The 23491-nt window shown below is 64.5% G+C and carries 21 protein-coding genes; 5 read left to right on the forward strand and 16 right to left on the reverse strand.

Going from position 1 to position 23491, the window contains the following annotated elements; genetic code table 11:
- Nucleotides 1-110: 110 nt before the first annotated feature.
- The 3 genes from IE101_RS03835 (at nucleotide 111) to IE101_RS03845 (ending at nucleotide 2331) form a co-directional block, all read left to right on the forward strand.
- Nucleotides 111-758 carry a pyrimidine 5'-nucleotidase gene (locus tag IE101_RS03835; protein WP_189632447.1) on the forward strand — a complete coding sequence of 216 codons (648 nt, stop codon included), beginning with the start codon at nucleotides 111-113 and terminating at the stop codon, nucleotides 756-758.
- 76 nt (nucleotides 759-834) lie between these two features.
- Nucleotides 835-1065 (forward strand): hypothetical protein, encoded by a 231-nt coding sequence (locus IE101_RS03840; protein ID WP_189632448.1) that lies wholly within the window; start codon nucleotides 835-837, stop codon nucleotides 1063-1065.
- Between the two features lie 69 nt (nucleotides 1066-1134).
- On the forward strand, nucleotides 1135-2331 hold the full coding sequence (locus IE101_RS03845) for a UbiH/UbiF family hydroxylase (protein ID WP_189632449.1): 1197 nt from the start codon (nucleotides 1135-1137) through the stop codon (nucleotides 2329-2331).
- 75 nt (nucleotides 2332-2406) lie between these two features.
- Here the strand turns inward: IE101_RS03845 and IE101_RS03850 are convergent, their stop codons facing one another.
- Together IE101_RS03850 and IE101_RS03855 are read right to left on the reverse strand one after the other, a co-directional pair.
- Nucleotides 2407-2868: an Lrp/AsnC family transcriptional regulator gene (locus IE101_RS03850; protein WP_189632450.1), complete on the reverse strand. Its 462-nt coding sequence runs from the start codon at nucleotides 2866-2868 to the stop codon at nucleotides 2407-2409.
- On the reverse strand, nucleotides 2865-3329 hold the full coding sequence (locus IE101_RS03855) for an Lrp/AsnC family transcriptional regulator (protein ID WP_189632451.1): 465 nt from the start codon (nucleotides 3327-3329) through the stop codon (nucleotides 2865-2867). The genes IE101_RS03850 and IE101_RS03855 overlap by 4 nt, the downstream gene beginning before the upstream one ends.
- Nucleotides 3330-3450: 121 nt before the next feature.
- Here IE101_RS03855 and ilvC point away from each other — a divergent pair, with 121 nt between their 5' ends.
- Entirely contained in the window at nucleotides 3451-4473 is a 1023-nt protein-coding gene (gene ilvC / locus IE101_RS03860) for a ketol-acid reductoisomerase (RefSeq protein WP_189632452.1), read from the forward strand.
- A 77-nt stretch (nucleotides 4474-4550) separates the two neighbouring features.
- Here ilvC and IE101_RS03865 read toward each other — a convergent pair whose 3' ends face one another.
- The 10 genes from IE101_RS03865 to IE101_RS03910 form a co-directional block, all read right to left on the reverse strand.
- Nucleotides 4551-5453 (reverse strand): glycosyltransferase family 8 protein, encoded by a 903-nt coding sequence (locus IE101_RS03865; RefSeq protein ID WP_189632453.1) that lies wholly within the window; start codon nucleotides 5451-5453, stop codon nucleotides 4551-4553.
- Complete coding sequence (locus IE101_RS03870; RefSeq protein ID WP_189632454.1) at nucleotides 5450-6154, reverse strand: sulfotransferase family 2 domain-containing protein; 705 nt, start codon at nucleotides 6152-6154, stop codon at nucleotides 5450-5452. The genes IE101_RS03865 and IE101_RS03870 overlap by 4 nt, the downstream gene beginning before the upstream one ends.
- 2 nt (nucleotides 6155-6156) lie before the next feature.
- Entirely contained in the window at nucleotides 6157-7500 is a 1344-nt protein-coding gene (gene glmM / locus IE101_RS03875) for a phosphoglucosamine mutase (RefSeq protein WP_189632455.1), read from the reverse strand.
- Entirely contained in the window at nucleotides 7497-8510 is a 1014-nt protein-coding gene (gene folP, locus IE101_RS03880; RefSeq protein ID WP_189632456.1) for a dihydropteroate synthase, read from the reverse strand. The genes glmM and folP overlap by 4 nt, the downstream gene beginning before the upstream one ends.
- Before the next feature lie 43 nt (nucleotides 8511-8553).
- Nucleotides 8554-9462 (reverse strand): dihydroneopterin aldolase, encoded by a 909-nt coding sequence (locus IE101_RS03885; protein ID WP_189632457.1) that lies wholly within the window; start codon nucleotides 9460-9462, stop codon nucleotides 8554-8556.
- A 95-nt stretch (nucleotides 9463-9557) separates the two neighbouring features.
- On the reverse strand, nucleotides 9558-10298 hold the full coding sequence (locus IE101_RS03890) for a cell wall hydrolase (protein WP_189632458.1): 741 nt from the start codon (nucleotides 10296-10298) through the stop codon (nucleotides 9558-9560).
- A 230-nt stretch (nucleotides 10299-10528) separates the two neighbouring features.
- Nucleotides 10529-13069, reverse strand: a complete 2541-nt coding sequence (locus IE101_RS03895; protein WP_189632459.1) for a putative PEP-binding protein — start codon at nucleotides 13067-13069, stop codon at nucleotides 10529-10531.
- A 207-nt stretch (nucleotides 13070-13276) separates the two neighbouring features.
- On the reverse strand, nucleotides 13277-15559 hold the full coding sequence (glyS, locus tag IE101_RS03900; RefSeq protein ID WP_189632460.1) for a glycine--tRNA ligase subunit beta: 2283 nt from the start codon (nucleotides 15557-15559) through the stop codon (nucleotides 13277-13279).
- 94 nt (nucleotides 15560-15653) lie between these two features.
- The gene (locus tag IE101_RS03905) at nucleotides 15654-16163 is read right to left on the reverse strand and encodes a DUF6446 family protein (protein ID WP_189632461.1); all 510 of its coding nucleotides are present in this window, start codon (nucleotides 16161-16163) and stop codon (nucleotides 15654-15656) included.
- A gap of 2 nt (nucleotides 16164-16165) precedes the next feature.
- On the reverse strand, nucleotides 16166-17110 hold the full coding sequence (locus IE101_RS03910) for a glycine--tRNA ligase subunit alpha (RefSeq protein WP_189632462.1): 945 nt from the start codon (nucleotides 17108-17110) through the stop codon (nucleotides 16166-16168).
- A gap of 165 nt (nucleotides 17111-17275) precedes the next feature.
- On the opposite strand from IE101_RS03910, the gene IE101_RS03915 reads away from it, so the two are divergent.
- Nucleotides 17276-19003: a trypsin-like peptidase domain-containing protein gene (locus IE101_RS03915; protein ID WP_189632463.1), complete on the forward strand. Its 1728-nt coding sequence runs from the start codon at nucleotides 17276-17278 to the stop codon at nucleotides 19001-19003.
- A 58-nt stretch (nucleotides 19004-19061) separates the two neighbouring features.
- Here IE101_RS03915 and IE101_RS03920 read toward each other — a convergent pair whose 3' ends face one another.
- The 4 genes from IE101_RS03920 to metZ form a co-directional block, all read right to left on the reverse strand.
- Entirely contained in the window at nucleotides 19062-20510 is a 1449-nt protein-coding gene (locus tag IE101_RS03920; RefSeq protein ID WP_189632464.1) for a TrkH family potassium uptake protein, read from the reverse strand.
- Between the two features lie 102 nt (nucleotides 20511-20612).
- The gene (folE2, locus tag IE101_RS03925) at nucleotides 20613-21701 is read right to left on the reverse strand and encodes a GTP cyclohydrolase FolE2 (RefSeq protein WP_189632465.1); all 1089 of its coding nucleotides are present in this window, start codon (nucleotides 21699-21701) and stop codon (nucleotides 20613-20615) included.
- A gap of 123 nt (nucleotides 21702-21824) precedes the next feature.
- On the reverse strand, nucleotides 21825-22292 hold the full coding sequence (locus IE101_RS03930; protein ID WP_189632466.1) for a GNAT family N-acetyltransferase: 468 nt from the start codon (nucleotides 22290-22292) through the stop codon (nucleotides 21825-21827).
- Nucleotide 22293: 1 nt separating this feature from the next.
- Nucleotides 22294-23475, reverse strand: a complete 1182-nt coding sequence (gene metZ / locus IE101_RS03935; RefSeq protein WP_189632467.1) for an O-succinylhomoserine sulfhydrylase — start codon at nucleotides 23473-23475, stop codon at nucleotides 22294-22296.
- Nucleotides 23476-23491: the final 16 nt, after the last annotated feature.

Raw genomic sequence — 23491 nt, forward strand, 5'->3', positions numbered from 1 at the left:
ATGGCTGGGTGGCGCGCCTTTCAAGGGCGCGGGACGGCATTTCACGGCAAGGACCGACGCATTTGCCCCCGACCATTGTCGGCGGTGGGGTTTCGGGCTAGGTCCGGCCTATGATGTCACAATCCTTCTCTCATGTCCGTCACTGGGTCTTTGACCTCGACAACACGCTTTATCCGCCGGCCGCGCGGCTCTTTGACCAGATCGAGGTCCGCATGACCGACTGGGTCATGCGCGTGGCCGCCGTGGACCGGCCCGAGGCGAACCGCCTGCGCCAGCATTACTGGAAGATGTATGGCACCACACTGGCGGGGCTGATGGCCGAACACCGGCTGGACCCGATGGATTACCTGCGCGACGTGCATGACATCCGCTTTGACGCACTGGAACCCGACGCCGCGCTGGCGGGACATATCCGCGATCTGCCGGGGCGGCGGATCGTCTATACCAACGGCAGCGCACCCTATGCGGAACGCGTGCTGGAGGCGCGGGGCCTCAGCGGCTGTTTCGATGCGATCTATGGCGTTGAACATGCGGAATTCCGCCCCAAGCCGGAACGTGCGGCATTTGAGCACATCTTCGCGCTGGATCGGCTGGACCCTGCACAGGCGGCGATGTTCGAGGATGATCCTCGAAATCTGGCCGTTCCGCATGAGCTGGGCATGAAAACCGTGCTGGTAGCGCCTGCCCCGGAACCTGGCGATCATATCCATCACCACACTGATGACCTGACAGGGTTCCTGGCGCGGCTGCGCGGCTGAGACCTGCGACAAGATGCATCGTGGATTCGCCTTTTCGCGGGCCCCATATCCGGGCCACGCGAAACAGGAGAGCCCCATGTCCACCCTTGCCCCCGCCGCCCCGACCGGCCTTGCCCGCCTGCCCCTGATCGGTTTCATCGCCCGCGACATCGAGCGCGACATCAATGTGATCTTTTACCTGATCACCATTTTCGTGACGCTGGTCACGCTCGCGGTGATGCAGTGGGGTGTGGTCGCGCTGGCGATGACGGCACTGACCGCCGTGCCGGTGATGTTCATCATCCTGATTGCGATCACGCAGGGCTGATCTGACAAGCCGTCGCGTGGACGCCTGTCGCGCTTTGCCCTATCTAACGGGAAAACGGAGGGCGGCCCAATGCGCGAGACAACCGATATCCTGATTTCCGGCGGCGGGGTTGCGGGCCTTGCCGCCGCCTGCGCCTTCGGTGCCGCCGGGTTTCGGGTGATCTGCGTCGAGCCGAACCCGCCCGTGACCAAGGGCGAGGCCGAGGGGTCAGACCTGCGGACCACGGCCTTCCTGCACCCGTCGATCCCGGTGCTGGACCGCGCGGGGCTGTGGGCGCGGCTTGCCCCCCATGCGGCGGCGCTGCAGGTCATGCGGATTGTCGATGCGGGGGGCGTGGTGCCGGAACCCCGCGTCATCAAGGATTTCGACGCCGCCGATCTGTCGGACAAGCCGTTTGGCTGGAACCTGCCCAACTGGCTGTTGCGCCGGGAAATGCTGGCCCGCATGGCCGAGCTGGAGACCGTGACCTTCCTGCCGGGCTTGGCAACCGCCGCCGTCACAACGCGGGAAAGCGAGGCGCTGGTGACGCTGTCCGACGGGCGGCGCTTTGCGGCGCGGCTGCTGATCGGGGCGGATGGGCGCGGCAGCACGGTGCGGCAGGCGCTGGGGATCGGGGTCAGGACGCTGCGCTATGGGCAGAAGGCGCTGGCCTTTGCGGTGCGCCATACCATCCCACATGGCAATATCTCGACCGAGATCCACAGATCGGGGGGGCCGTTCACCTTTGTGCCCCTGCCCGATCAGCACGGTCAGCCCTGTTCGGCAGTGGTCTGGATGGACCATGCCGCCGAGATCGACCGCCGCATGGCCCTGCCGCCCGAGGCCTTCCGCGAGGAGATGATGACCCGGTCCTGCGGGCTTTTGGGCGAGCTTACGCAGATCTCGCGCCTGACGGCCTGGCCGATCATTGCCCAGATCGCGGCGCAGATGTCGGGCGAACGCACCGCGTTGATGGCCGAGGCCGCCCATGTCATGCCGCCCATCGGCGCGCAGGGGTTGAACATGAGCCTTGCGGACTTGACCGTGCTGCTCGATCTGGCCGAAAGCCATCGCGCCGATCCGGGAACTGCCGCGGTGCTGGACGCCTATCACCGCGCGCGGCATCTGGATGTGCAGACGCGGGTCATGGGGATTGACCTGCTGAACCGCGCCTCGCAGATCGGGGCGCAGCCCTTGCGCGATCTGCGGGCGGCGACCCTGGATGCGATGTATTCGATTGCCCCGGTACGCAAGACGCTGATGCGGGCGGGGATCGGGGTCAGGTAAGGGGGCTTTGCCCCCTCGGCCTGCGGCCTCACCCCCAGGATATTTTTGCCAAGATGAAAGGGCGCCGTCGGGATATCAGCCCAGCGGGCCGGGGCGGGTTTCCTCGCTCAGAAGGACATTGGCCTCGACCTGGCCCACGCCCGGCAGGGTCATGATCCGGCGGCGGAGAACGCGTTCGAAATCGGCAATATCGCGGGCGACGACGCGCAGGCGGTAATCAAACAGGCCGAGGACGTGCTGCACCACCTGCACCTCGGGGATGGCAGTCACGGCGCGTTCGAAATCTTCCAGGCTGACGCGGCCCTTGGTGGCAAGTTTGATGCCCAGAAACACCGTGACGCCGAAGCCGAGCGCGGTGCGGTTGACGACCACGCGCTGCCCCTTGAGCACGCCCGCCGTTTCGAGGCGCCGCACCCGCCGCCAGGCCGAGGGCTGCGAGACGCCGTGGCGGCGGCCGAGTTCCCCGGCCGACAGTGTGCCGTCGCGCGCCAGATCGCGCAGCAGCGCGCGGTCGAGATCATCCAGATCAAGCGTCATAGCGGCAACCCCGCACTGTCCTTGATGGTGGCAATCAGCATCAGCGCCTCGATATCCGAGATATGCGGCAGGGTCAGGATGCGTTCGCGGTAGATCTGCTGGTAATGTGCCATGTCGCGGGCGATTACGTTCAGGCGCACATCGACGCGGCCCAGGAAGGTTTCGATGCCGATCACCTCGGGCACCTCACGCGCGGCGGCGATGAAATCATCGAAGGCGCGGGGTTCGGTCTTGTCCAGCGTGAAGCGGAGCGAGACCTCGACCTCATAGCCCAGGGCGCGCCAGTCGACCACCGCTTCGCGGGCGAGAAGGAGGCCCGCCTCGGCCAGTTTCTCGAGCCGGCGCCAGCAGGTCGCCTGTGTCACCCCGGCACGTTCGGCCAGATCGGGGGTGGCCAGCGCCGGATCGGCCAGCAAATGGCGCAGGATGCGCCGGTCGGTATCGTCGATCTGAATGGACATTTCACACTTACGCTTTTCTGCGCATGATCTTTCGCAGATTTGAGGAAAATCGTCAAACTATGCACGGATCACCCGGCGAGAATGCGTATCTTGCCGCCAGTTTAACCGGAAAGGAACCGCCATGCGCGTGTTTTACGATCGCGACTGCGACATCAACCTGATCAAGGACAAGAAAGTCGCCATCCTGGGCTACGGCAGCCAGGGCCACGCCCATGCGCTGAACCTGCGCGACTCGGGCGCGAAGAACATCGTCGTGGCGCTGCGCGAGGGTTCGCCCTCGGCCAAGAAAGCCGAAGGCGAAGGCCTGAAGGTCATGGGCATTGCCGAAGCGGCGGCCTGGTGCGACGTGATCATGTTCACCATGCCCGACGAGCTGCAGGCCGAAACCTACAAGAAATATGTGCATGACAACCTGCGCGAAGGTTCGGCCATTGCCTTCGCCCACGGCCTGAACGTGCATTTCGGCCTGATCGAGCCGAAGCCGGGCATCGACGTCATCATGATGGCCCCGAAAGGCCCGGGCCACACCGTGCGTGGCGAATATACTAAAGGCGGCGGCGTGCCCTGCCTGTTCGCCGTGCATCACGATGCGACCGGCAAGGCGCAGGAAATCGCGCTGTCCTATTGCTCGGCCATCGGCGGCGGCCGTTCGGGCATCATCGAAACCAACTTCCGTCAGGAATGCGAAACCGACCTGTTCGGCGAGCAGGCCGTGCTTTGCGGCGGTCTGGTCGAGCTGATCCGCATGGGCTTTGAAACCCTGGTCGAAGCTGGCTACGAGCCGGAAATGGCCTATTTCGAATGCCTGCACGAAGTGAAGCTGATCGTGGACCTGATCTACGAAGGCGGCATCGCGAACATGAACTACTCGATCTCGAACACCGCCGAATATGGCGAGTATGTTTCGGGCCCGCGCATTCTGCCCTACGAAGAAACCAAGGCCCGCATGAAAGCCGTTCTGGCCGACATCCAGACCGGCAAGTTCGTGCGTGACTTCATGCTGGAAAATGCCGTGGGTCAGCCGTTCTTCAAGGCGACCCGTCGTATCAACGACGAACACCAGATCGAAAAAGTCGGCGAAAAACTGCGCGCCATGATGCCCTGGATCTCCAAGGGCAAGATGGTCGACCGTTCGCGGAACTGATCGGGCGGCGGGCACTGCGCCCGCCCTTCCCACCCTAGACGAAGGCCGGGGTGTGCTGCACCCCGGCCTTTTTGCTGTCAAAGTTGCAAGATCGCCTCGGCCTCGGCCTGCAGCGCCTTGTAGGCGCCGAGCCAGGGGTGACGCTTCGGGTAAAGCCAGGGATGGCGGATCTCCCACGGGCGCAGGCGACCAGTGAAATGCACAATGGCCGGATCGCGGCGCGAGGCGGAGAAGGCGGCGCGATCGGCCTGCGGAAAGGGGCTGCGCCCAGTCAGGCGATTGCCCCAGAGGGTGTTCCAGGTCGGGTCCAGCAGATCAATCTGGCCCTTGAAGACAACATTCAGCCAGTTCTGGTCGTTGAAGCGCAAGCCAAGCCGCTTGCGCAGATCGACCGCCGCCGCCAGATCACCCATGCGCCGATGCAGCCCCAGCGCCCGGATGCGCGGCAGATCGAACAGCACCACGCCGCTGTTGATATAAGTGGACGGATCGACCAGATCGGCCAGCTGGTCCAGATCGCGCAGATGCCGCGCCGATTTGCGCGAGGGGAGCCAGCCCCGCCCTGCCCTTTGGTGCAGCGCCTTGAGGATCCCCGGATCGCGCACCGCCGCCAGTGGCGCCCCATTGGGCCGAGGGGCGAAAAGCGGGCCGATATCCCGCCGCACCATCGTGTCACCATCCAGATAAAGCGTCGGCTGATCCAAGAGTGCGGGCAGGTTCAGCCGTGCCAGCGCCGCGGCCGAGACATGGCCCTGCACCGCAAGGCTGCTGTCGAAATCGATGGGCTGCACCTCGATCCGCGCCTTGGGAAAGGCCGCGCGCAGATGATCAGCAGCCGGGACCAGCGCGGGGATGGCTTCCGTCACCAGAAAGCGCAGCGTCAGATCGGCGGGGCGGTGTTTCAGCACCGAATAGGCCGAAATCAGCGAAGGGCGCAGATAGCCGCCGTCAAAGACATAGGTGACATCAACCGCCGTCATGCAAGGCTGGCCCCGTGCAGATCGGCCTCGATCCGGCGGCAGATGTCATAAAGCGCATATTCCCCCTGCAGACGGTCCCGCAGCATGGCGCGGGCGTCGTCGGAGCATTCCGTGCGGAAGGCCGCACTGGAATGGCTGCGCGCGGTTTCCGGCTCGCGCAGCGGGCGGATGCCATAGGCGCGCGCGAAATCGGGCAGCAGGCGGCGGACATTCTGTGTCTCGGCGCAGAAAAGCACACGGTTCCGGGCCGCAAGCAGGCGGTCGTGGTCGCCAAAGAAGAACCCCAGCCCGCGCTTGAAATGCCCCACACCCGCCAGGGCCGCCTCGGCCGCGGCACGGTCGGGGTGGGTGCTGTTCTCCCCGAAGGCGCGCGCGAAGGCGTCAAAACTGGAGAAGCGGGTGAAGCAGGCGGTTTCCGCCTCGGTCCAGGGGGTGTTCCGGGTGGGGCGCGAGAAATTGCGGCGGCTGTCAAAGGCGGAATGCAGCCGTGCCATCGGATCGCGGAACACGAACCCCACCTTGACCGTCGGGCCAAAGCGTTCGTCCACCCGTGCAAGGCTGTTGCCATGTGATAGTTGCCGCACCAGAGGTGCCTCATACCAGCGGCGGTTGGCCGCGATCACATCGCCCAGCCAGGTGCCGCCGGTTTTCGGGATATGCAGCAAAACCTGATGCGGGCGCAGATAGGACAGGACGGACACCGTCAGACCACCGCCTCGATGGCGGCGACCATGCCGTCCACCTCGGCCCGCAGCAGCGCCTCATCCTCACATTCCGCCATCACGCGGATCAGGGGTTCGGTGCCGGATTTGCGGATCAGCACGCGGCCCTTGCCCTGAAGGCGGGCTTCGGCCTCGGCGATGCGGGCCTTGACCGTGCCTTCGGCCAGCGGCTGCTTGTCGGCACCGTAGCGCACATTCCGCAGCATTTGCGGCACGGTCTCAAAGCTTTGCACCAGTTCGGAGGCGGGCTTTTCGGTGCGCGCCATCTCGGCCAGGAATTGCAGCCCCGCGATCAGGCCATCGCCCGTAGTGGCGTAATCGGTCATCACGATATGGCCCGATTGTTCCCCGCCCAGGTTATAGCCGTTGCGGCGCATTGCCTCGACGACATAGCGGTCACCCACGGCAGTGCGTTCCAGACGCAGGCCACGCGCGGTCAGGAATTTCTCAAGCCCGAGGTTGGACATCACCGTCGCAACCAGCGTGCCGCCTTTCAGCCGCCCCTCCTCCGCCCAACGGGCCGCCATCAGCGCCATGATCTGATCGCCGTCCGCCACACGGCCATTCTGATCAAGGATCATCACCCGATCCGCATCGCCATCAAGACTGATGCCGACATGGGCGCCATGAGCCACCACCGCTTCGGCGGCGGTCTGGGTATGGGTTGATCCGCAACGGTCATTGATATTGGTGCCATTGGGCGCAACACCCACCGGGATCACCTCGGCGCCCAGTTCCCACAGCACCTCAGGCGCGGCGCGATAGGCGGCGCCATTGGCGCAATCGATCACCACCTTCAGCCCGTCCAGCCGCAGTCCCGCCGGGAAGGTCGTCTTGACAAATTCCTGATAGCGGCCGCGGCCATCCTCGATCCGCTTGGCGCGGCCGATGTTCTGGGGTTGGGCAGGCAGGATCTCGCCTTCCAGAATGGCCTCGATCTCGGCCTCGGCCTCATCCGACAGTTTGAACCCGTCGGGGCCAAAGAACTTGATGCCATTGTCATGATGCGGATTGTGACTGGCCGAGATCATCACCCCCAGATCGGCACGCATCGACCGGGTGAGAAAGCCCACCGCCGGCGTCGGCACTGGCCCCAGCAGCAGCACATTCATCCCGGTCGAGGTCAGACCCGCCGTCAGCGCATTTTCCAGCATATAGCCCGAAAGCCGCGTATCCTTGCCGATGACAACCCGATGCGCCGAACTGCCGTCGCGGCGGAAGAACCGCCCCGCAGCCGCCCCAAGGCGCAGCGCCATTTCCGCGGTCATCGGATAGGTATTGGCGCGCCCGCGCACGCCATCGGTGCCAAAAAGCTTGCGGCTCATGCCAAATCCCCCACGGTGACAGACCGCCAGAGCGCGAGCGCCTGACGGGTTTCCCAAACATCATGCACGCGCAAGACCTGCGCGCCCTGCGCCACCCCGGCCAGCGCCACCGCGACCGATCCGGGCGCGCGCCGCGCGGCCTCGGCCTCACCGCCGATGGTGCCGATGAATTTCTTGCGGCTGACGCCCAGAAGAATCGCGCAGCCCAGCCCGTGAAAAAGCGACAGGCCCCGGATCAGCGTCAGGTTATGGTCCAGCGTCTTGCCGAACCCGATGCCCGGATCAACCATGATGCAGTGACGCGGGATGCCCGCTGCCTCGGCCTCGGCCACTTTCTCGGCCAGAAAATCGTAAACGTCGAGCAGCACATCCTCATATTGCGGATCATGCTGCATGGTCTGCGGCGTGCCTTGGGCATGCATCAGACAGATCGGCGCCTGTGCGGCGGCGGTCACATCCTTCAGCGTCGTATCCCAGGTAAAAGCCGAAACATCATTCACAAAGCTCGCCCCCGCCTTCAGGGCAGCCTCGGCCACCGCGCCCTTGCGGGTATCGATAGAGATTGCCGTGTCGATCCCGCCTTCACGCAAAGCGGCAATAACGGGGGCGGTGCGCTGAATTTCCTCGACCACCGGCACTTCGGCCGCACCGGGGCGCGTGCTTTCGCCGCCGATGTCGATGATCTCGGCACCGGCACCGGCCATGACCTGCCCCTGATGCACGGCAGCCTCGGGCGCAAGGAAGCGACCGCCGTCGGAAAAGCTGTCGGGCGTCACGTTGAGGATGCCCATCAGCCGCGGCCGGTCCATAGACAGCCCTGCAAAATCGGCGCGGGGCGCGGTCAGCCGGTCGCGCATGTCGGTGGGCAGATCGGCGGCCGCAATCAGCCGGGGGCTTTGGCCACGTTCCAACACCTCGACCCGGTCGAACCAGAGCCAGCCGCCCGCAAGCGGCAAGGCCCCTGCGGGGCGTGCGGTGTCACTCATCGGGATGGGACGGTAATAGATCATGCCTTCGATTAGGCCCAACCGCCCTTGCAGGCAAGGCCCGCTGTCAGGCGCGTTCGACCGTCACGCGGCTTCCTGCCGGGACTGTTACATCGCCGTGAACCACCATCGCCTCGGCCGCCGTCAGTTCGGCCAACCAAAGCGCCAGCGCCACCGGTTCGCGCGAATGGGGGCCATCGACCGCATCCAGCACCAGTTTCGACGGCGCCCAGACGATCATCTGGCCGTTCTTCATGGCCCAGTCAATTTCCGTCCGCGTGCCGACCACGACACACCGGTCATCCCGCGCGGCCAGGGTCCAGGCGTTCTGTTCAATGGCAAGAAGGTCGATCCGGCGCTGGGTCGGTTTGTGGCCCGTCACCGGACGCGGAAAATCGGGCAGACCCACGGTCAGGATCACCGGGAGGCCGCGCGCCTGAAGCCGGTCCAGCCGCGCCGAAAGATCAGGCGCCGCAATCGCGGCATTGTCGAAGAACACGACCAGCGGATGCAGCGCCGCCATGACGCCATCGCTGCCCACGGCACGCAAGGGCGCCTCGGCCCGGGTCCGCACGATCTCGACCCCAAGCGCACCGGGACCGCGATCCAGCTTTTCGATGCGGATGAAGACGCGCATGGCCTGCGGCTCTTGCAAGATGCGCTCGGCCACTTTTTCTGCCAGCGTCTCCAGCAGGTTCAACCGTTCGGCGGCCAGTTCGGCGGCAATCGCCTCAGTGATCCGGTCATAGGACAGGATCAGATCGACATCATCGCCCAGCTGCGCCGGATGGGGGCGCACCTCGACCACGATGTTGAAGCGCAGGCGCTGCGTCTTGCCGCGTTCCTGCTGGAAGGCCCCGATGTCGGCCTCCACAATATGATCACGCAGCGAGATGCGGTCACGCGGGTCGGCCGAGGCGGACGCGACAGAGCGTTCCTCGGGATGCGCAAAGGCAAGGCGGATATCAGTCGTCATATTCGCCCTCCGGCGCGGTCAGAATGGCGGGACACTACCCGCCAGCCCAGCCTATGCCCTGCCCGCCCGCGGCAGGCAAGATGATCTGCGCGACATCAGTGACGATAAAAAAGGTGCGCGCCGATGGCAGCCGTCCGATCGAAGCGATGCGACCAATCGGGACGAACACCGACCGTATGGAAATAAAGCGCCCCATTCGTAAGGCCGCGGGGGGCACCATCCATCATCAGGCGGGCAATCTTGCCTGCCGTTTCCCAAGCGCCACGATCATGCACGGCATCTGATTTGCCATCGCAAGTGAACGAGAACTGACACCCGCCATTGCCGCTTTGCCGCACCACGCCGCAGATGCTGCGCGGATAGGCCGGGTTGTCGGTGCGGTTCAGAACGACCTCGGCCACCGCGAACTGGCCCTTGAGGGATTCACCGCGCGCCTCATGGTAGACCGCCGTCGCAAGGCATTGCCATTCCGCATCCCCGGATGCGACCGGCAGCGCCGCCAGATAGGCGGGATCATAGCTGATCAGGGCGGGCGAAGATTTCACGGCCGTTTTGGACGGCTTAGCCACAACGGCCTTTTCAGGTTTCACCTCGGCCGCCGCGGGTTTTGCCACGACCTTGACCTGCGGCATGGCCACACCATCGGCCAAGGCCGCAAGCCGCGTGGGGGCAACTCTGTCCAAGGCAGATTTTTCCAACCCGAGGAGAGAGGACATCCGACCGTCAATACTGACGGACGGGTCGTTCGACTGGCTCACCGTGACATCGGCGAAGGCCGCTCCATTCAGGACCAACGCGCCCAGAAGGGCCGCCGTCCAGCAAAGTCGCAAGCGCATTTACGTGTGTTCCCGGTCTTGTTCCAGCGCCGCCAGCCGGGGATCTTGACCCTACCGTCAGGCAACAGGGGCGGCACCTAGACCAGAAAACCGCGGGGTGTAAAGTCTTGATGCAAAAGCGATACATGAATTGCTCGCTTTTTGCGCGAATTCTTGCCGATATGGCCTTTGAAAAGATCAAGGGGAAAATGCGCCAAATCCCGCATTTTTCCCTGTTATTGCAAAGATTTTCACGCCTTCGGATCGGTCAGCGCAAGGTGTGCGGCGGCAAGACGGGCCTGCGGCACGCGATAGGGTGAACAGGACACATAATCAAAGCCCGCACGACGACAAAATGCGATCGATTCGGGGTTTCCGCCATGTTCCCCGCAGATCGACAGGGTAAGATTCGCCCGCGTCCGCCGCCCCCGTTCTGCCCCAATCAGCAAGAGCTCTCCAACCCCATCGACGTCGAGAATATGGAAGGGATCTTCGGGGAAAACGCCCTCTTGGACATAGGTGTTCATGAAGCGCCCGGCGTCATCGCGCGACAGGCCATAGGTCATCTGCGTCAGGTCATTCGTCCCGAAAGACAGGAAGGCCGCATGCTGGGCAATCTCGCCCGCGCGCAGCGCCGCCCGCGGGGTTTCCACCATGACCCCCAGGCGGTAATCAAAGCTGACGCCGGTCTTGGTCCGCACCGCCGCCGCCACCGCATCGATACGGGTCTTGACCAGCTCCACCTCGCGCCGGGCCGAAACCAGCGGGATCATGATTTCAGGCACGACAGGTTCGCCCGCGCGGACAGTTTCGACCGTCGCCTCGAAAATCGCCCGCGCCTGCATGTCGTAGATTTCGGGCAGCACAACGCCCAGCCGCACCCCCCGCATCCCGAGCATCGGGTTGAATTCCGACAGCGCCTCGGCCCGTCGCGTGACCTCGGAAAGCGGGCGATCCAGTGCTTCGGCCAGCTCGCGCAGACCCTCGCGCGAATGGGGCAGGAATTCATGCAGCGGCGGGTCGAACAGACGGATGCAAACAGGCAAACCCTTCATGATTTCAAAGAGTTGCCCAAAGTCCGCCCGCTGCATCGGCAAAAGCCTTGCCAGGGCGGCGGCCCGGTCTTTGGGCGTGTCGGCAAAGATCATCTCGCGCATGGCGACCAGACGATCCTCGTCAAAGAACATATGTTCGGTACGGCACAGGCCAATGCCCTGCGCCCCGAAATCGCGCGCCGTCTGCGCATCAGACGGCGTGTCGGCATTGGCCCGGATACCAATGTCGCGCAGGTCATCCGCCCAGGCCAGCAGCTGACGGAAGGCATCGTCCTGCGCCGGGGCCAACATCTCGGCCGCCCCCACCAACGCCTCTCCGGTGGTGCCGTCGATGGTGATGACATCGCCCTCGCGGAACTCGCGCCCGTCCTTGGCCGTCAGACGCTTGTCACGCGTGTCAAGCCGGATGTCCGAGGCCCCGACGATACAGGGCAAGCCGAGGCCCCGCCCGATCACCGCCGCATGGCTGGTCATGCCACCACGCTCCGTCAGTACCGCCACGGCGGAATGCATGCCGCGAATATCCTCGGGCGCAGTTTCGCGCCGCACAAGGATGCAGGGCTCACCCCGCGCCGCACTCGCCTGTGCCGCCTGCGAGCTGAAAACGATCCGCCCCGTCGCCGCCCCAGGGCTTGCGGCAATCCCCCGGGCAAAGACATCCCGCGGCCCGCGCGGATCGACCTGCGGATGCAAAAGCTCCGACAGCGCGCGCGGCTCCACCCGCAGCACGGCTTCAGAGGGCGAAATCACCCCATCCTTGGCCAGCGCCACCGCAATCTTCAGCCCCGCCCGGGCCGAACGCTGCACCTTGACCGCATCAAGCACCGAAAGCTGCCCATCCTCGATGGTAAACTCGATCTGCATCTCCTCGCGCAGACGGCGACGACACACCTCGCCATGGCGCAGCAAATCGGCAAAGAGATCGGGTGCCAGTTCCTCAAGCGATGGACCCCGCTTGTCACGCGTCAGGTAAATCGCCTCCCCCCGCGTCAGCGCGTCACGCCCCTGGCTCTGGCCCAGATAGCGCCCCTTGACCTGGGCATCCCCCGTGACCGGATCGACAAACTGGATCACGCCCGAACCGGAAATCCCCTGCCCGATCCCCTGCGCCATCTGCTGGACAACCAGCCCGAGCCCCGCCTCGGCAGGCGCCCCCTTGGCCTGCCGCAACAGCCGCGCCGTCGTCCCCTCCCAGGCCCGGGCCATCGAGCGCAAGACATCTGCAAGCTGCCGCGCCGGGTCTTCGGGAAAAGGCTCGTCCATCTCGATCTGATAGGTCCGCAGCGCATCGCGCAGCGCCTGGGCCGAAGGCTCCACCCCTTCGAACATGTCAGGATCAAGCCGCGCCACATGCACCGCATAGCCCTGCACGAACCGCAGATAGAGCGCATCCGCCGCCGCCTGCCCATGCCGCTGCGCCAGACGATCATGCCGCGCCATGTTGAAGCCGATATTCAGAATGGTTGCAGGCCCACCCCAATCCGGGTTTTCTGGTGACGGCCGCACCGAAATCAGCGGGTCCGCCCCGAAATGGGCAAGAATGGCGCGACAATCAACCATCTGCCCCGAGGCAATGGCCCGCACGACATACGCGGGCAAGGCGACCGTCTCGGGCACCGGCAACTCCAGCCGGATCAGGCGCTGCAAACATTTTGCGCGCCACCCATGCTGCTCACGCGTGATCTGCGCGCTTGGCGTGATGACGGAAAAATCAGTAAGAAGCTCGGTTTTCTGCACTGCGGCACCCTTCTGTTGACCGCAGCATAAACAGATCGAACCTTCGCGCAAGAACCTGCATGAAAAGGGGGGCTGTCTGCCCCCCTCGGCCTTCGGCCTCACCCCCCGAGGATATTTCAACAACGGGAAGAGGCAGTGCGATTTCCTTCAAATTCCCGTTGGACAAATATCCTCGGGGGTCCGGGGGCAGACAGCCCCCGGCCTTTATCACCCCTCCACCTTGGTCAGGTCGGCGACCTGAGCGACAAGGGCGCGGATGCGGTGCAACAGGTTCAGGCGGTTCCGGCGGACAATCTGATTGTCGCTGTTCACCTGCACGGCGGTGAAGAAGGCATCGATCGGCGCACGGAGGCGGGCCATGGCGGCCATGGCGGCGGCGAAATCCTCTTTGGCCATGGCGGGTGTGATTGCGGCCTCGCCAGCGTCGAGGGCGGCGAAGAGGGCACGTTCCTCTTCGGTTTCTGCAAATTTCACATCGGCGCCGAAGGAGTATTCCACGCCGTCCTTGGCCTCGGCCTGGCTGAGGATATTGTTCGCGCGTTTGAAGCCTTGCAGCAGATTGGTGCCGTCTTCCGTTGCGAGGAAGGCGCCGAGCGCTTCGGCCCGTTTGACCAGTAACGTCAGGTCGTCATTGCCCGGCATGGCAAGGCAAGCATCGATCACGTCATGGCGGGTGCCTTGATCGCGCAGGAAGACCTTCAGGCGGTCGTGGAAGAAGGAGAGGAGGCTCACTTCATCGCGCTCGGCTTCAAAATTAATCTTATGCGTTTCTTTGAGCGCGGTCGCTTCATCAAATTTGCCCTGTGCCTCTAGGGAACGTGAGGCCAAATCTACGACAAGGAATTTCTTGAAGTTCCTGAGCATTGCGGCAGCGTGCTCGGTGCTACTGCCTTCCCGATTGGACCAAAGCGCAATCCATTCCTCTTGTGTGCCAGACGCCAACTTGTCGAACGCTCGGTCCAAGAGGTCAAGAATTGCCTTCGCAAATACTGCCTCTAACCCAACCCGCACCCCGTTCCCCAGCACCAGCCGGATCACGCCAAGCGCGGCGCGGCGCAGGGCGAAGGGGTCTTTGCTGCCCGTGGGTTTCTCGTCAATCGCCCAGAAGCCGGTCAGCGTGTCGATCTTGTCGGCCAGCGCCACCGCGACCGAGATGGACTCAGCGGGCACGGCGTCCGAGGGGCCGAGGGGGGAGTAATGGTCGCGCGCGGCATTGGCGATGGCCTCGGGTTCGCCCGCCTCCAGCGCGTAATAGCGGCCCATCGTCCCTTGTAATTCGGGGAATTCACCGACCATGGCCGAGCGGAGGTCGAGCTTGGCGAGTTTCGCCGCGCGTTCTGCCTGGGCCGGGTCGGCACCGACAAGGGGCGCAATTTCGCGCGCGAGGGCGGCGATCCGGGCGATGCGGTCGGACTGGCTGCCGAGCTTGTTGTGGAAGGTCACGGACTTGAGGCCCTCTTCCCATTCGCCCATGCCCGCCTTGGCAACGCGCAGGTCATTTTCCCAGAAGAACCGCGCATCGCTGAGACGCGCAGACAGCACCTTGAGATTGCCCTTAAGGATCGTCGCGCCGTGATCGGCGGTTTCGCGGTTGGCGACGGTCACGAAGCCTTCGATCCGCCCGGTCTTGGGGTTCTTGACCGAGAAGAACTTCTGATGTTCGCGCATCGAGGTTTGCAGCACCTCGGGCGGCAGATGCAGGAAGTCTTCGCCAATCGACCCCATCAGGACCACCGGCCATTCGACAAGACCGGCCACTTCGGCCAGTAGCGCGGCATCGGGCACAAGTTCCAGCCCGCGGGCGAAGGCCTGGTTCTGGGCATCGTTCCAGATCGCGGCCTCGCGCTCGGCGCTGTCGAGCATGACATGGGCGCGGCGCAGTTTGGTGGCGTAGTCATCGAACGACGTCACGGCAAAGCGCGCGGGCGCCATGAAGCGGTGGCCGCCGGTGGTGTTCCCGGCCTCGATCCCGTCAACGTTCAGCGGCACGATCTGGGCGCCGGCCTCATCCACCAGAATGCAGAGGATCGAATGGAGCGGCCGCACCCAGCGCAGCGCGCCGCTGCCCCAGCGCATCGATTTCGGCCAGGGGAAGTTGCGGATCGTACGCTCCAGCACTTCGGCCACGATGTCGGCCGCCGCGCGACCGGGCTTTTCAATCGCGGCGAAATAGACTTCGGCCTTTTTGTCGGCACGCTTTTCAAGCTGGTCAAGCGTAAGACCGGTCGAGCGCAGGAAGCCCTCGATCGCCGCGGCCGGGGCATCGGTGCGCGGGCCTTTGCGTTCTTCGCGCACGGCGCGGCTTTGCGCGCTGAGGCCGGTGAGCGAGAGCGTCAGCCGCCGCGGGGTCGAGAAAGCGCCCGCGCTTTCATAGGTCAGCCCGGCGTCGACCAGCCCGTCCGTCACAAGCTTGCGGAGGTTTTCACGCGCCGCGGCCTGCATCCGGGCGGGGATTTCTTCGGAGAAGAGTTCGATGAGTAGGTCGGACATGGGCTTCTCCGTCAATCGCGTCTGGCCATGGGGATCATGCGTTTCTTGGGCGGGTCCGCATCCGGCAGGCCCCGATGGACTGCCGGGCGGGCGGTCATTTCATAACATCCGCGGTCGGATCGACCTTGAGCGTCTCGTTCAGCTGGTGCCATGCATAGGCGGCGCCATCGGGGAAGACCGCGACCACACGGTCCACGCCCGGCACGATGTCGCGCACGGAAAGGAAGGCGATTGCCTCGCCGGTTTCCAGTGCCTGACCGATGCGGACGGCATCGAAACAATCGAACCAGCCGGGGGCGATCAGCGGCTCGGCCGCTTCATAGACCTTGTAGGTCTCGGTCAGCATGGCCTGCGACAGGGGCGTGTGGAAACAGGCCCGGAACCGCAGGGGCGAGCTGTCGGAATCGATGCCGGTCACGCCGTCGGCCAAAATGACCTCGGGCTCGGCGCCGAGGATCGGGGTCAGGACGATTTCCTGACCGGGGGTGAAGGCTGCATCATGGTAATAGGCATAGCTCTGGGTCCACCAGACCCCTGCCCCCGCGATGGCCGCCGTCAGAACCAAGCCCGCTGCCAGCATCTTGCCGCTTACGCCTCCGCTCATCTTCACGCCTGTGCCGCGGCGGACCAGCCGCCTGCTTCGGTCTGCACGAAGGCATCGGCGCATTTTTTGGCCAATGCGCGCACGCGCCCGATATAGGCCTGACGTTCCGTGACCGAGATCACACCCCGGGCATCGAGCAGGTTGAACAGGTGGCTCGCCTTGATGCACTGGTCGTAGGCGGGATGGGCCATGATGATGCGCTTGCCGGAATTGGCATCCTGCGGGTCAAAGGCCAGCAGGCGTTCGCATTCGGCCTCGGCGTCCTTGAAATGCTGGAACAGCATCTCGGTGGTGGCGCCGTTGAAGTTATGGCGGCTGTATTCTTCTTCCGTCTGGCGGAAGATGTCGCCGTATTTCAGCGGAATGGGGCTGTCGGGATCGTTGAAGGGCATGTCCATGACATGGTCAATCCCCAGCACATACATGGCCAGACGTTCCAGACCATAGGTCAGCTCGCCCGAAACCGGCTTGCAGTCATGGCCGCCGACCTGCTGGAAATAAGTGAATTGCGACACTTCCATGCCGTCGCACCAGACCTCCCAGCCCAGCCCCCAGGCGCCCAGCGTGGGGCTTTCCCAGTCGTCTTCGACGAAGCGGATGTCATGCAGGCTGGTGTCGATCCCGATGGCCTCGAGGCTGCCAAGATAGAGATCCTGCAGATCCGGCGGGCTCGGTTTGATCAGCACCTGATATTGATAATAGTGCTGCAGGCGGTTGGGGTTTTCGCCATAGCGCCCGTCGGTCGGCCGGCGCGAGGGCTGGACATAGGCCGCAGCCCAGGGGGTCGACCCCAGCGAACGCAGGGTGGTGGCCGGGTGGAAGGTGCCCGCGCCAACCTCCATGTCATAGGGCTGCAGCACCGCGCAGCCCTTGGCGCCCCAGTAGGTCATCAGGCGCAGGATGATTTCCTGAAAGCTGCGGGGCGTGGTCACGGCGGCGGCGGTCATCTTCTACCTCTTCGCAAAGCAGTGTCTCCATAGGAGACGGGCGCCGAGGCGTCAATGCGGGCACGCTCGCGCAACTGTCAGAATCCATCAGACCTTCGTCGTTTGCATGGGTCGCCCGCAGCGTGTAACGGTCAGGTCAGGCAGTTTGACGGGACCGTGACAAGAATGATGCAAGTGATTTACGGGCTGGTGCTTTGCGCGGCGTTGGCCCTGCCTTCCGCAGCTGCGGCGCAGGACCAGATCTGGCTTCAGATCGAGGCACAGCCCACTCTCAATGAGGCGTCCGACCGCGCGCAGGCCTATGCGGCTCTGTTTCCCGATGTGTCGGGGTTCTCCACCGGGGGGTGGTATGCCATCGCGCTGGGGCCGTTTCAGGATCGTGCCGCCGCCGAAGACCGCCTGCGGCAGCTGAAATCCGAAGGGCTGATCCCGCGCGACAGCTTTATCGCCTCGGGCGGGGATTACCGCGCGCCCTTCTGGCCTGCGGGGCAGTCTGCCCCTGTCGTGGCGCTGTCCGATCCGGGTGACACCCCTCTCGTCGCCGCCGAACCCGCCCCGCTGTCCAGCACGGAAACCCCGGAGGAGGCCCGTGCGGCCGAAGCGGCCCTGCCCCCCGAAGCACGCCAGAAGCTGCAGGCCGCGCTACAATGGTTCGGCCATTACGATGGCAAAATCGACGGGTCTTTTGGCGCGGGCACCCGGCGCAGCATGGCCGATTGGCAGACCGAGCAGGGAGAAGAGCCGACGGGTATCCTGACCAGCACCCAAAGACAAAGCCTTGTCGCGGCCTATGATCAGGCACAGGCCGAGCTGGGCCTTGCCACCCAGACCGAGACCGAGGCCGGGATCGAGATCACCCTCCCGACCGCACTTGTAGAATTCGACCATTATGAACCTCCATTCGTTCACTTCCGGGCCAAGAACGGTTCCGAGGTGCAGGTCATCCTGATTTCGCAGCCCGGCGACCAATCCACGCTTTATGGCCTTTACGACGTGCTGCAAACGCTCGAGATCATGCCTGTCGAGGGGGAGCGTTCCAGGTCCGAGGCGTCATTCACCATCGACGGACGCAGCGCGACCCGCGCGACCCATGCCTATGCCGAACTGTCAAAGGGTCTGGTCAAGGGCTATATCCTGGTCTGGAACCCGAAGGAGGATGCGCGGATGGCGCGCGTTCTGGCGGCGATGCAGTCCAGCTTCCGCTCGGTGGGCGATACCGCGCTTGACCCGGGGCTTGTCCCGCTCAGCGATGAAACCCGCCGCGGCCTGATGGCCGGGCTTGAGGTGCGTCGCCCCGTCTTGTCGCGCAGCGGGTTTTATGTGGACGGCAATGGCACTGTCGCCACCGTGGCCGAGGCCGTCGAGGGCTGCAACCGCATCACGCTCGACCTGCGGCACGATGCACGGCTTTTGCATGTGGACCCAGCGACCGGCCTTGCCTTGCTGACGCCGGTCACGCCCCTGTCCCCGCCGGCCGTTGCGGATCTGCTCTCCGGTCCGGCGCGCAGCGGGCAGGATATTGCCGTGTCGGGCTACAGCTATGAAGACAAGTTGCCGGCCCCGACCCTGACCTTCGGCACGCTGGAAGAGATGAAGGGCCTGAACGGCGAAACCGGGGTGGCACGCCTGTCAGTCGAGGTTCTGGCGGGGGATGCGGGCGGCCCTGTGCTGGATAGCACAGGCACCGTGATCGGCCTTCTGCTGCCGCGCGATACCGAAGGGGCGCGGCGTCTTCCCGCCTCGGTCTCTTACGCGCTGCAGGCGGCAACGCTGGCCCCGCGCCTGTCCGAGGCCGGAGTTGCGCCGCGGGCCTCGACCCGCACCGGCGCCCTTGCGCCGGAAGACCTGAACCGTCTGGCCGAAGGCATGACCGTGCTGGTGTCCTGCTGGTAACGCCACAGGTGGTGCCGGGGATTGGGGCCATCGTCGGTAGACGGTGGCCCTTTTGCTGTCAGCGCATCCAGAAGCGGGGCAGGAACAGCATGAAGACTGCAATCAGCGACAACCGGCCCAGCAGCATGGCCAGCGTCATCACCCATTTCGCCGTCGCCGGAAAGTCGATGTAGGTGCCCGTTTCCGCAATGGCCGGACCAATCCCGTAGCCGATATTGCCCAGCGAAGACCAGCTGGCAAAAAGTGCCGTGTGGAAATCAATCCCGGTCAGGGTCAGCGCCACGGCCACGCCGCCGATCAGCAGGATGTAACTCGTCACGAACATCATCACGCCGTTCAGCGTTTCGGCATCGACCGTTTTTCCCGCATGGCGCACCGGGGCCACACGATGCGGCATCGAAATTTGCCGCAACTGCGCCCGGACCGCGGCCATCGCCACCTGCACCCGAAACACCGTCAGCGCGCCCGAGCTTGACCCCGAACACCCCCCGATCACCCCCACGAAGAACGCCGCCACCAACACAAATCCGCCCCAGGCGGTGAAGCTGCCGGAAAAATAGCCCGTCCCGGTCATGATCGAGATCATGTTGAAAAGCGTTTCGCGAAAGATCGGCTCAATCGGGCCGCTACTTGTCAGGACGCGCCATAGTGTCACCACCCCCACCGCGGTTGCCATCCAGATCACATAGGACCGCACCTGCGGATCGCGCCACAGCGCATCGCTTCGCCCCGTCACCATCTGGACATAGCGGATATAGGGCAAGGCGGCGACGGCCATGAAAAAGGCCCCCGCATATTCCCCCGCCCCCGCATAGACGTTGAACGAGGCGTCACGTCCCGAAAAACCGCCTGTCGCAATCGTGGAAAACCCATGGATCACCGCGTCAAGCGAGGTCATGCCAAACCCCTTGTAAACAAGGATGCAGACCAGCGTGAGCCCGGCGTAAACCCCGACCAGCGACAGGGCAATATCGCTTGCCCGGGGCAAGATCTTGCCAAAGGTGTCAAAGCCCTCGGTCTTGAAGAACTGCATCCCGCCGACGCGCATGATGGGCAGGAAGATCATCGCGATGAAGGCCATGCCCAGCCCACCCAGCCAGTTGAGCATCCCGCGCCAGAGGTTCATGCCCGCCGGAAGTGCGTCCAGCCCCACGATCACGGTGGACCCGGTGGTGGTGATGCCCGACACCGCCTCGAAATAGGCATCCGTCAGGCCCAGCTCCGGCGCACCCAGCATCAGGGGCAATGCCCCGAACAGCGGCACCAGAACCCAAAGACCAAAGGTCAGCAGAAAGGCAGATCGCAGGTCGAACGCCTGTTTCAGCGCGCCATGCGTTGCCAGAACGATCATCGCGCCGAAGCCCGCGCTCAGAAAGGCGGCCTGCACCATGCCCCCGGCATTGCCGTTCCGCAGGCTCAAATCCAGCGCGGCAGGCAGCAACATCAGCAGCCCGAGCAGCAGGATGATCCGACCGAGGATATTGGCAACAGGGGCATAAGCGTTCATGGGGCCGAGCCTTGGCCGCCCCGCCCCGGCATGTCAAGCAGCGCCCAAAGGAAAACCCTGCCCCCGTTCTGGGGGACAGGGTCGAACATGGGACAGGGAAAATCAGCCGACGTGGAACAGGGTCGAGAACATCCGCGGGTCAAGGCTCGCCTGTGCGAAGGTCGGGCCCGAGGTCAGCACGCTGACCGCGTCATGGCTGTGCAGGCTTTCCTGATGGCTGGCGATCACGCGGAAATCGCCGATGCGCGGATCATCCTGAAGCCCCTCGCAGAACAGACGCGCGGCGTCTTCCACGAAGATCGGGTTGGCGGCGTTCAGCTCGGCAAAGGCCTGTTCGTCCTCGCGCTTGACCATGACCTGCGTCTCGGTCGGCACCGCGCGGCGGCAGAGTTCGATCAGGTCTTCGAACCACAGCCGCGGGCCGGGGTTCGCCACCACCGAAATCCGCGCGACCGACCGCTGCGAATGCGGCGTGGCCAGCTGCCCACGCGACCGGCGCGCATGTTCCGACAGCTCGAGCGAGCAGGGGCAGGTGCTGGAATAGACGTAGTCAAGGTGCATAATCTTCAGCCGCTCGCCCGCGCGATCGACCAGTTCCAGCGCGATGTCGTAATACTGCCAGCCCGACAGGCCCGAGCGGAGCGATTGCACCCGCGCGGGGAAGCTGAACCGCATCTGGATGCGCGCATCAAAGCTGCCCAGATCACGTTTGTAATCGCTCAGCGCGCGATCGATGACCTCAAAGCTGAAGGCGCTTTCGGCATGGGCATAAAAGGACCGCATGATGCGGCTCATGTTGATGCCCTTCTTCTCCGCCTCAAGGCTGACGGTGCCAGTGACAGATGTCTCCAGCATCACTTCGGCCGCATCACGGGTGCGATAGCGGATCGGCAGGCGGAAGTTGGAAATGCCCACATGCTGGATCTGCCGCTTTGCGCCGCGGATCAGGCTGGAAGGGCCATTCTGCAGGTCCGGCAAACTGTCCTTGTAGGCGTCATCCACCTTGAATTCGGTCGGATAATCGCGGCTCAGGTCAGGATAGCCGTCGCCGATCAGCGCCCGGGCCGCGGGGTCCAGCGCCTCAAGCTCGGCCGTGCTGGCACGGCCCGCCCATTGCCGCAGCAGCTGCAGCGCTGCCGCAGCCTCATCCAGGCCCGGCTTCCGGTCGATTTCCGGCGTATGGATATTCATCGCGCGCTCCCGTCCTCAAACTTGGTCGCTGGGTCACAATATGGGATCTGTCCCGGTCGCATCCAGCCCATGCATCCTTTTTACGGACCTTTTGCGACATCGGATCACTGGTTCTGACGAAGATCACGCATTTGGCACCGGACACGCCATGCGAAAATTCTCGATCTGCTGGCCAAGGCGTTCAACATGCTGCGCCGCGACCATCTGCCAGCCCATCCGCAGAAAGAACGGCCGGGCCATGCGGCTGGCCTCGACATGCAGCTGCGCCAGCCCCTGCCCCTTCGCCCAGGACAGCACCGCTGCGTGCAGCGCATCCGCGACGCCGGTCCCGCGGCAATCGGGACGCACGAAGGCGAGATCGAGATAGCCATCCCCCCGCACAGAAAAGAACCCCGCCGCCCCGTGTTCATCGGTGGCGACGAAGGTCTCCAACCCCGCAAGGCGCTGGCCGACCCCCTCGGCCGTGGGGCGTTCGGGGGCCCAGGCGGCCAGAACCTCGGCCGGGTATTTCGGCGCGGCCCCGATGCGGACCGCGTCGAAAAAGAGATCGGCCAGAGGCCCCGCATCCGCAGGGGCGAAACGGCGGATCACCTCAGGCCGCGTCCAGCGCGCGCTTCAGATCGGCGATCAGATCCCCGGCATCCTCAAGCCCGACGGACAGGCGGATCAACCCCGGCGTGATCCCCAGCGCATCCTTCTGATCCTGCGGCAGACGCTGGTGCGTCGTGGTCGCAGGATGGGTGGCAATGGATTTCGCATCCCCGAGGTTGTTGGAAATCTTGATGATTTCCAGCGCGTTCATGAAGCGGAAGGCCGCTTCCTTGCCGCCCTTGATGTCAAAGGCCACCATCGTGCCGCCCGACCCCATCTGCGCCATTGCAAGATCATATTGCGGGTGGCTGGTCAGCGCGGGGTGGATGACGCGGCTCAGACGGGCGTCGCCTTCCAGAGCGGCGGCCACCTGCAGCGCGGAATCCGCCATGGCGCGGCAGCGCAGGTCCAGCGTCGCCATGCCGTTCAGCATGATCCAGCTGGTGAAGGGGCTCATCGAGCCGCCGGTATGTTTCATGTAGGGTTCCAGCACCTTGCGGATATATTCCTGCGTGCCGCAAACCACCCCGCCAAGCGCGCGCCCCTGCCCGTCGATATGTTTCGTCGTGGAATAGACGATGACGTCGGCGCCCAGATCCACCGCGCGCGAGAAGATGGGGGTCGAGAACACATTGTCCACGATGACCAGCGCGCCAACCGCATGGGCAATGTCGGCCACCGCGCGGATGTCCACCAGCTCCAGCGTCGGGTTCGACATGCTTTCGAAGAACACGGCCTTGGTCGTGGGGCGCATCGCCGCGCGCCACTGATCCAGATCGGCGCCATCGACGAAGGTCACCTCGACGCCATAGCGCGTCAGGATTTCCTCGAGGATATACAGGCACGACCCGAACAGCGCCTTGGAAGAGACCACATGATCCCCCGCGCGCAGCAGCGAGGCCAGCGCCCCGTTCACCGCCGCCATGCCCGAGGCCGTGGCGAATGCATCTTCGGTGCCTTCCAGCGCGGCGATCCGTTCTTCGAACATCCGCGTGGTCGGGTTGCCATAGCGGGCGTAGATGAATTCATCGCCTTCCAGCTTGACGAACCGGGCCTCGGCCGCCTCGGCGGTGGGATAGACGAAGCCCTGCGTCAGGAAGATGGCCTCGGCCATCTCGCCATACTGGCTGCGGCGGCTGCCTTCATGCACCAGCGTGGTGCGCGTCTTCCAATCCTTGCTCATGTCCTGCCTCCGGCAA

Source organism: Gemmobacter lanyuensis (genome assembly GCF_014652355.1).
In the GTDB taxonomy this organism is placed as follows: Bacteria; Pseudomonadota; Alphaproteobacteria; order Rhodobacterales; family Rhodobacteraceae; genus Gemmobacter; species Gemmobacter lanyuensis.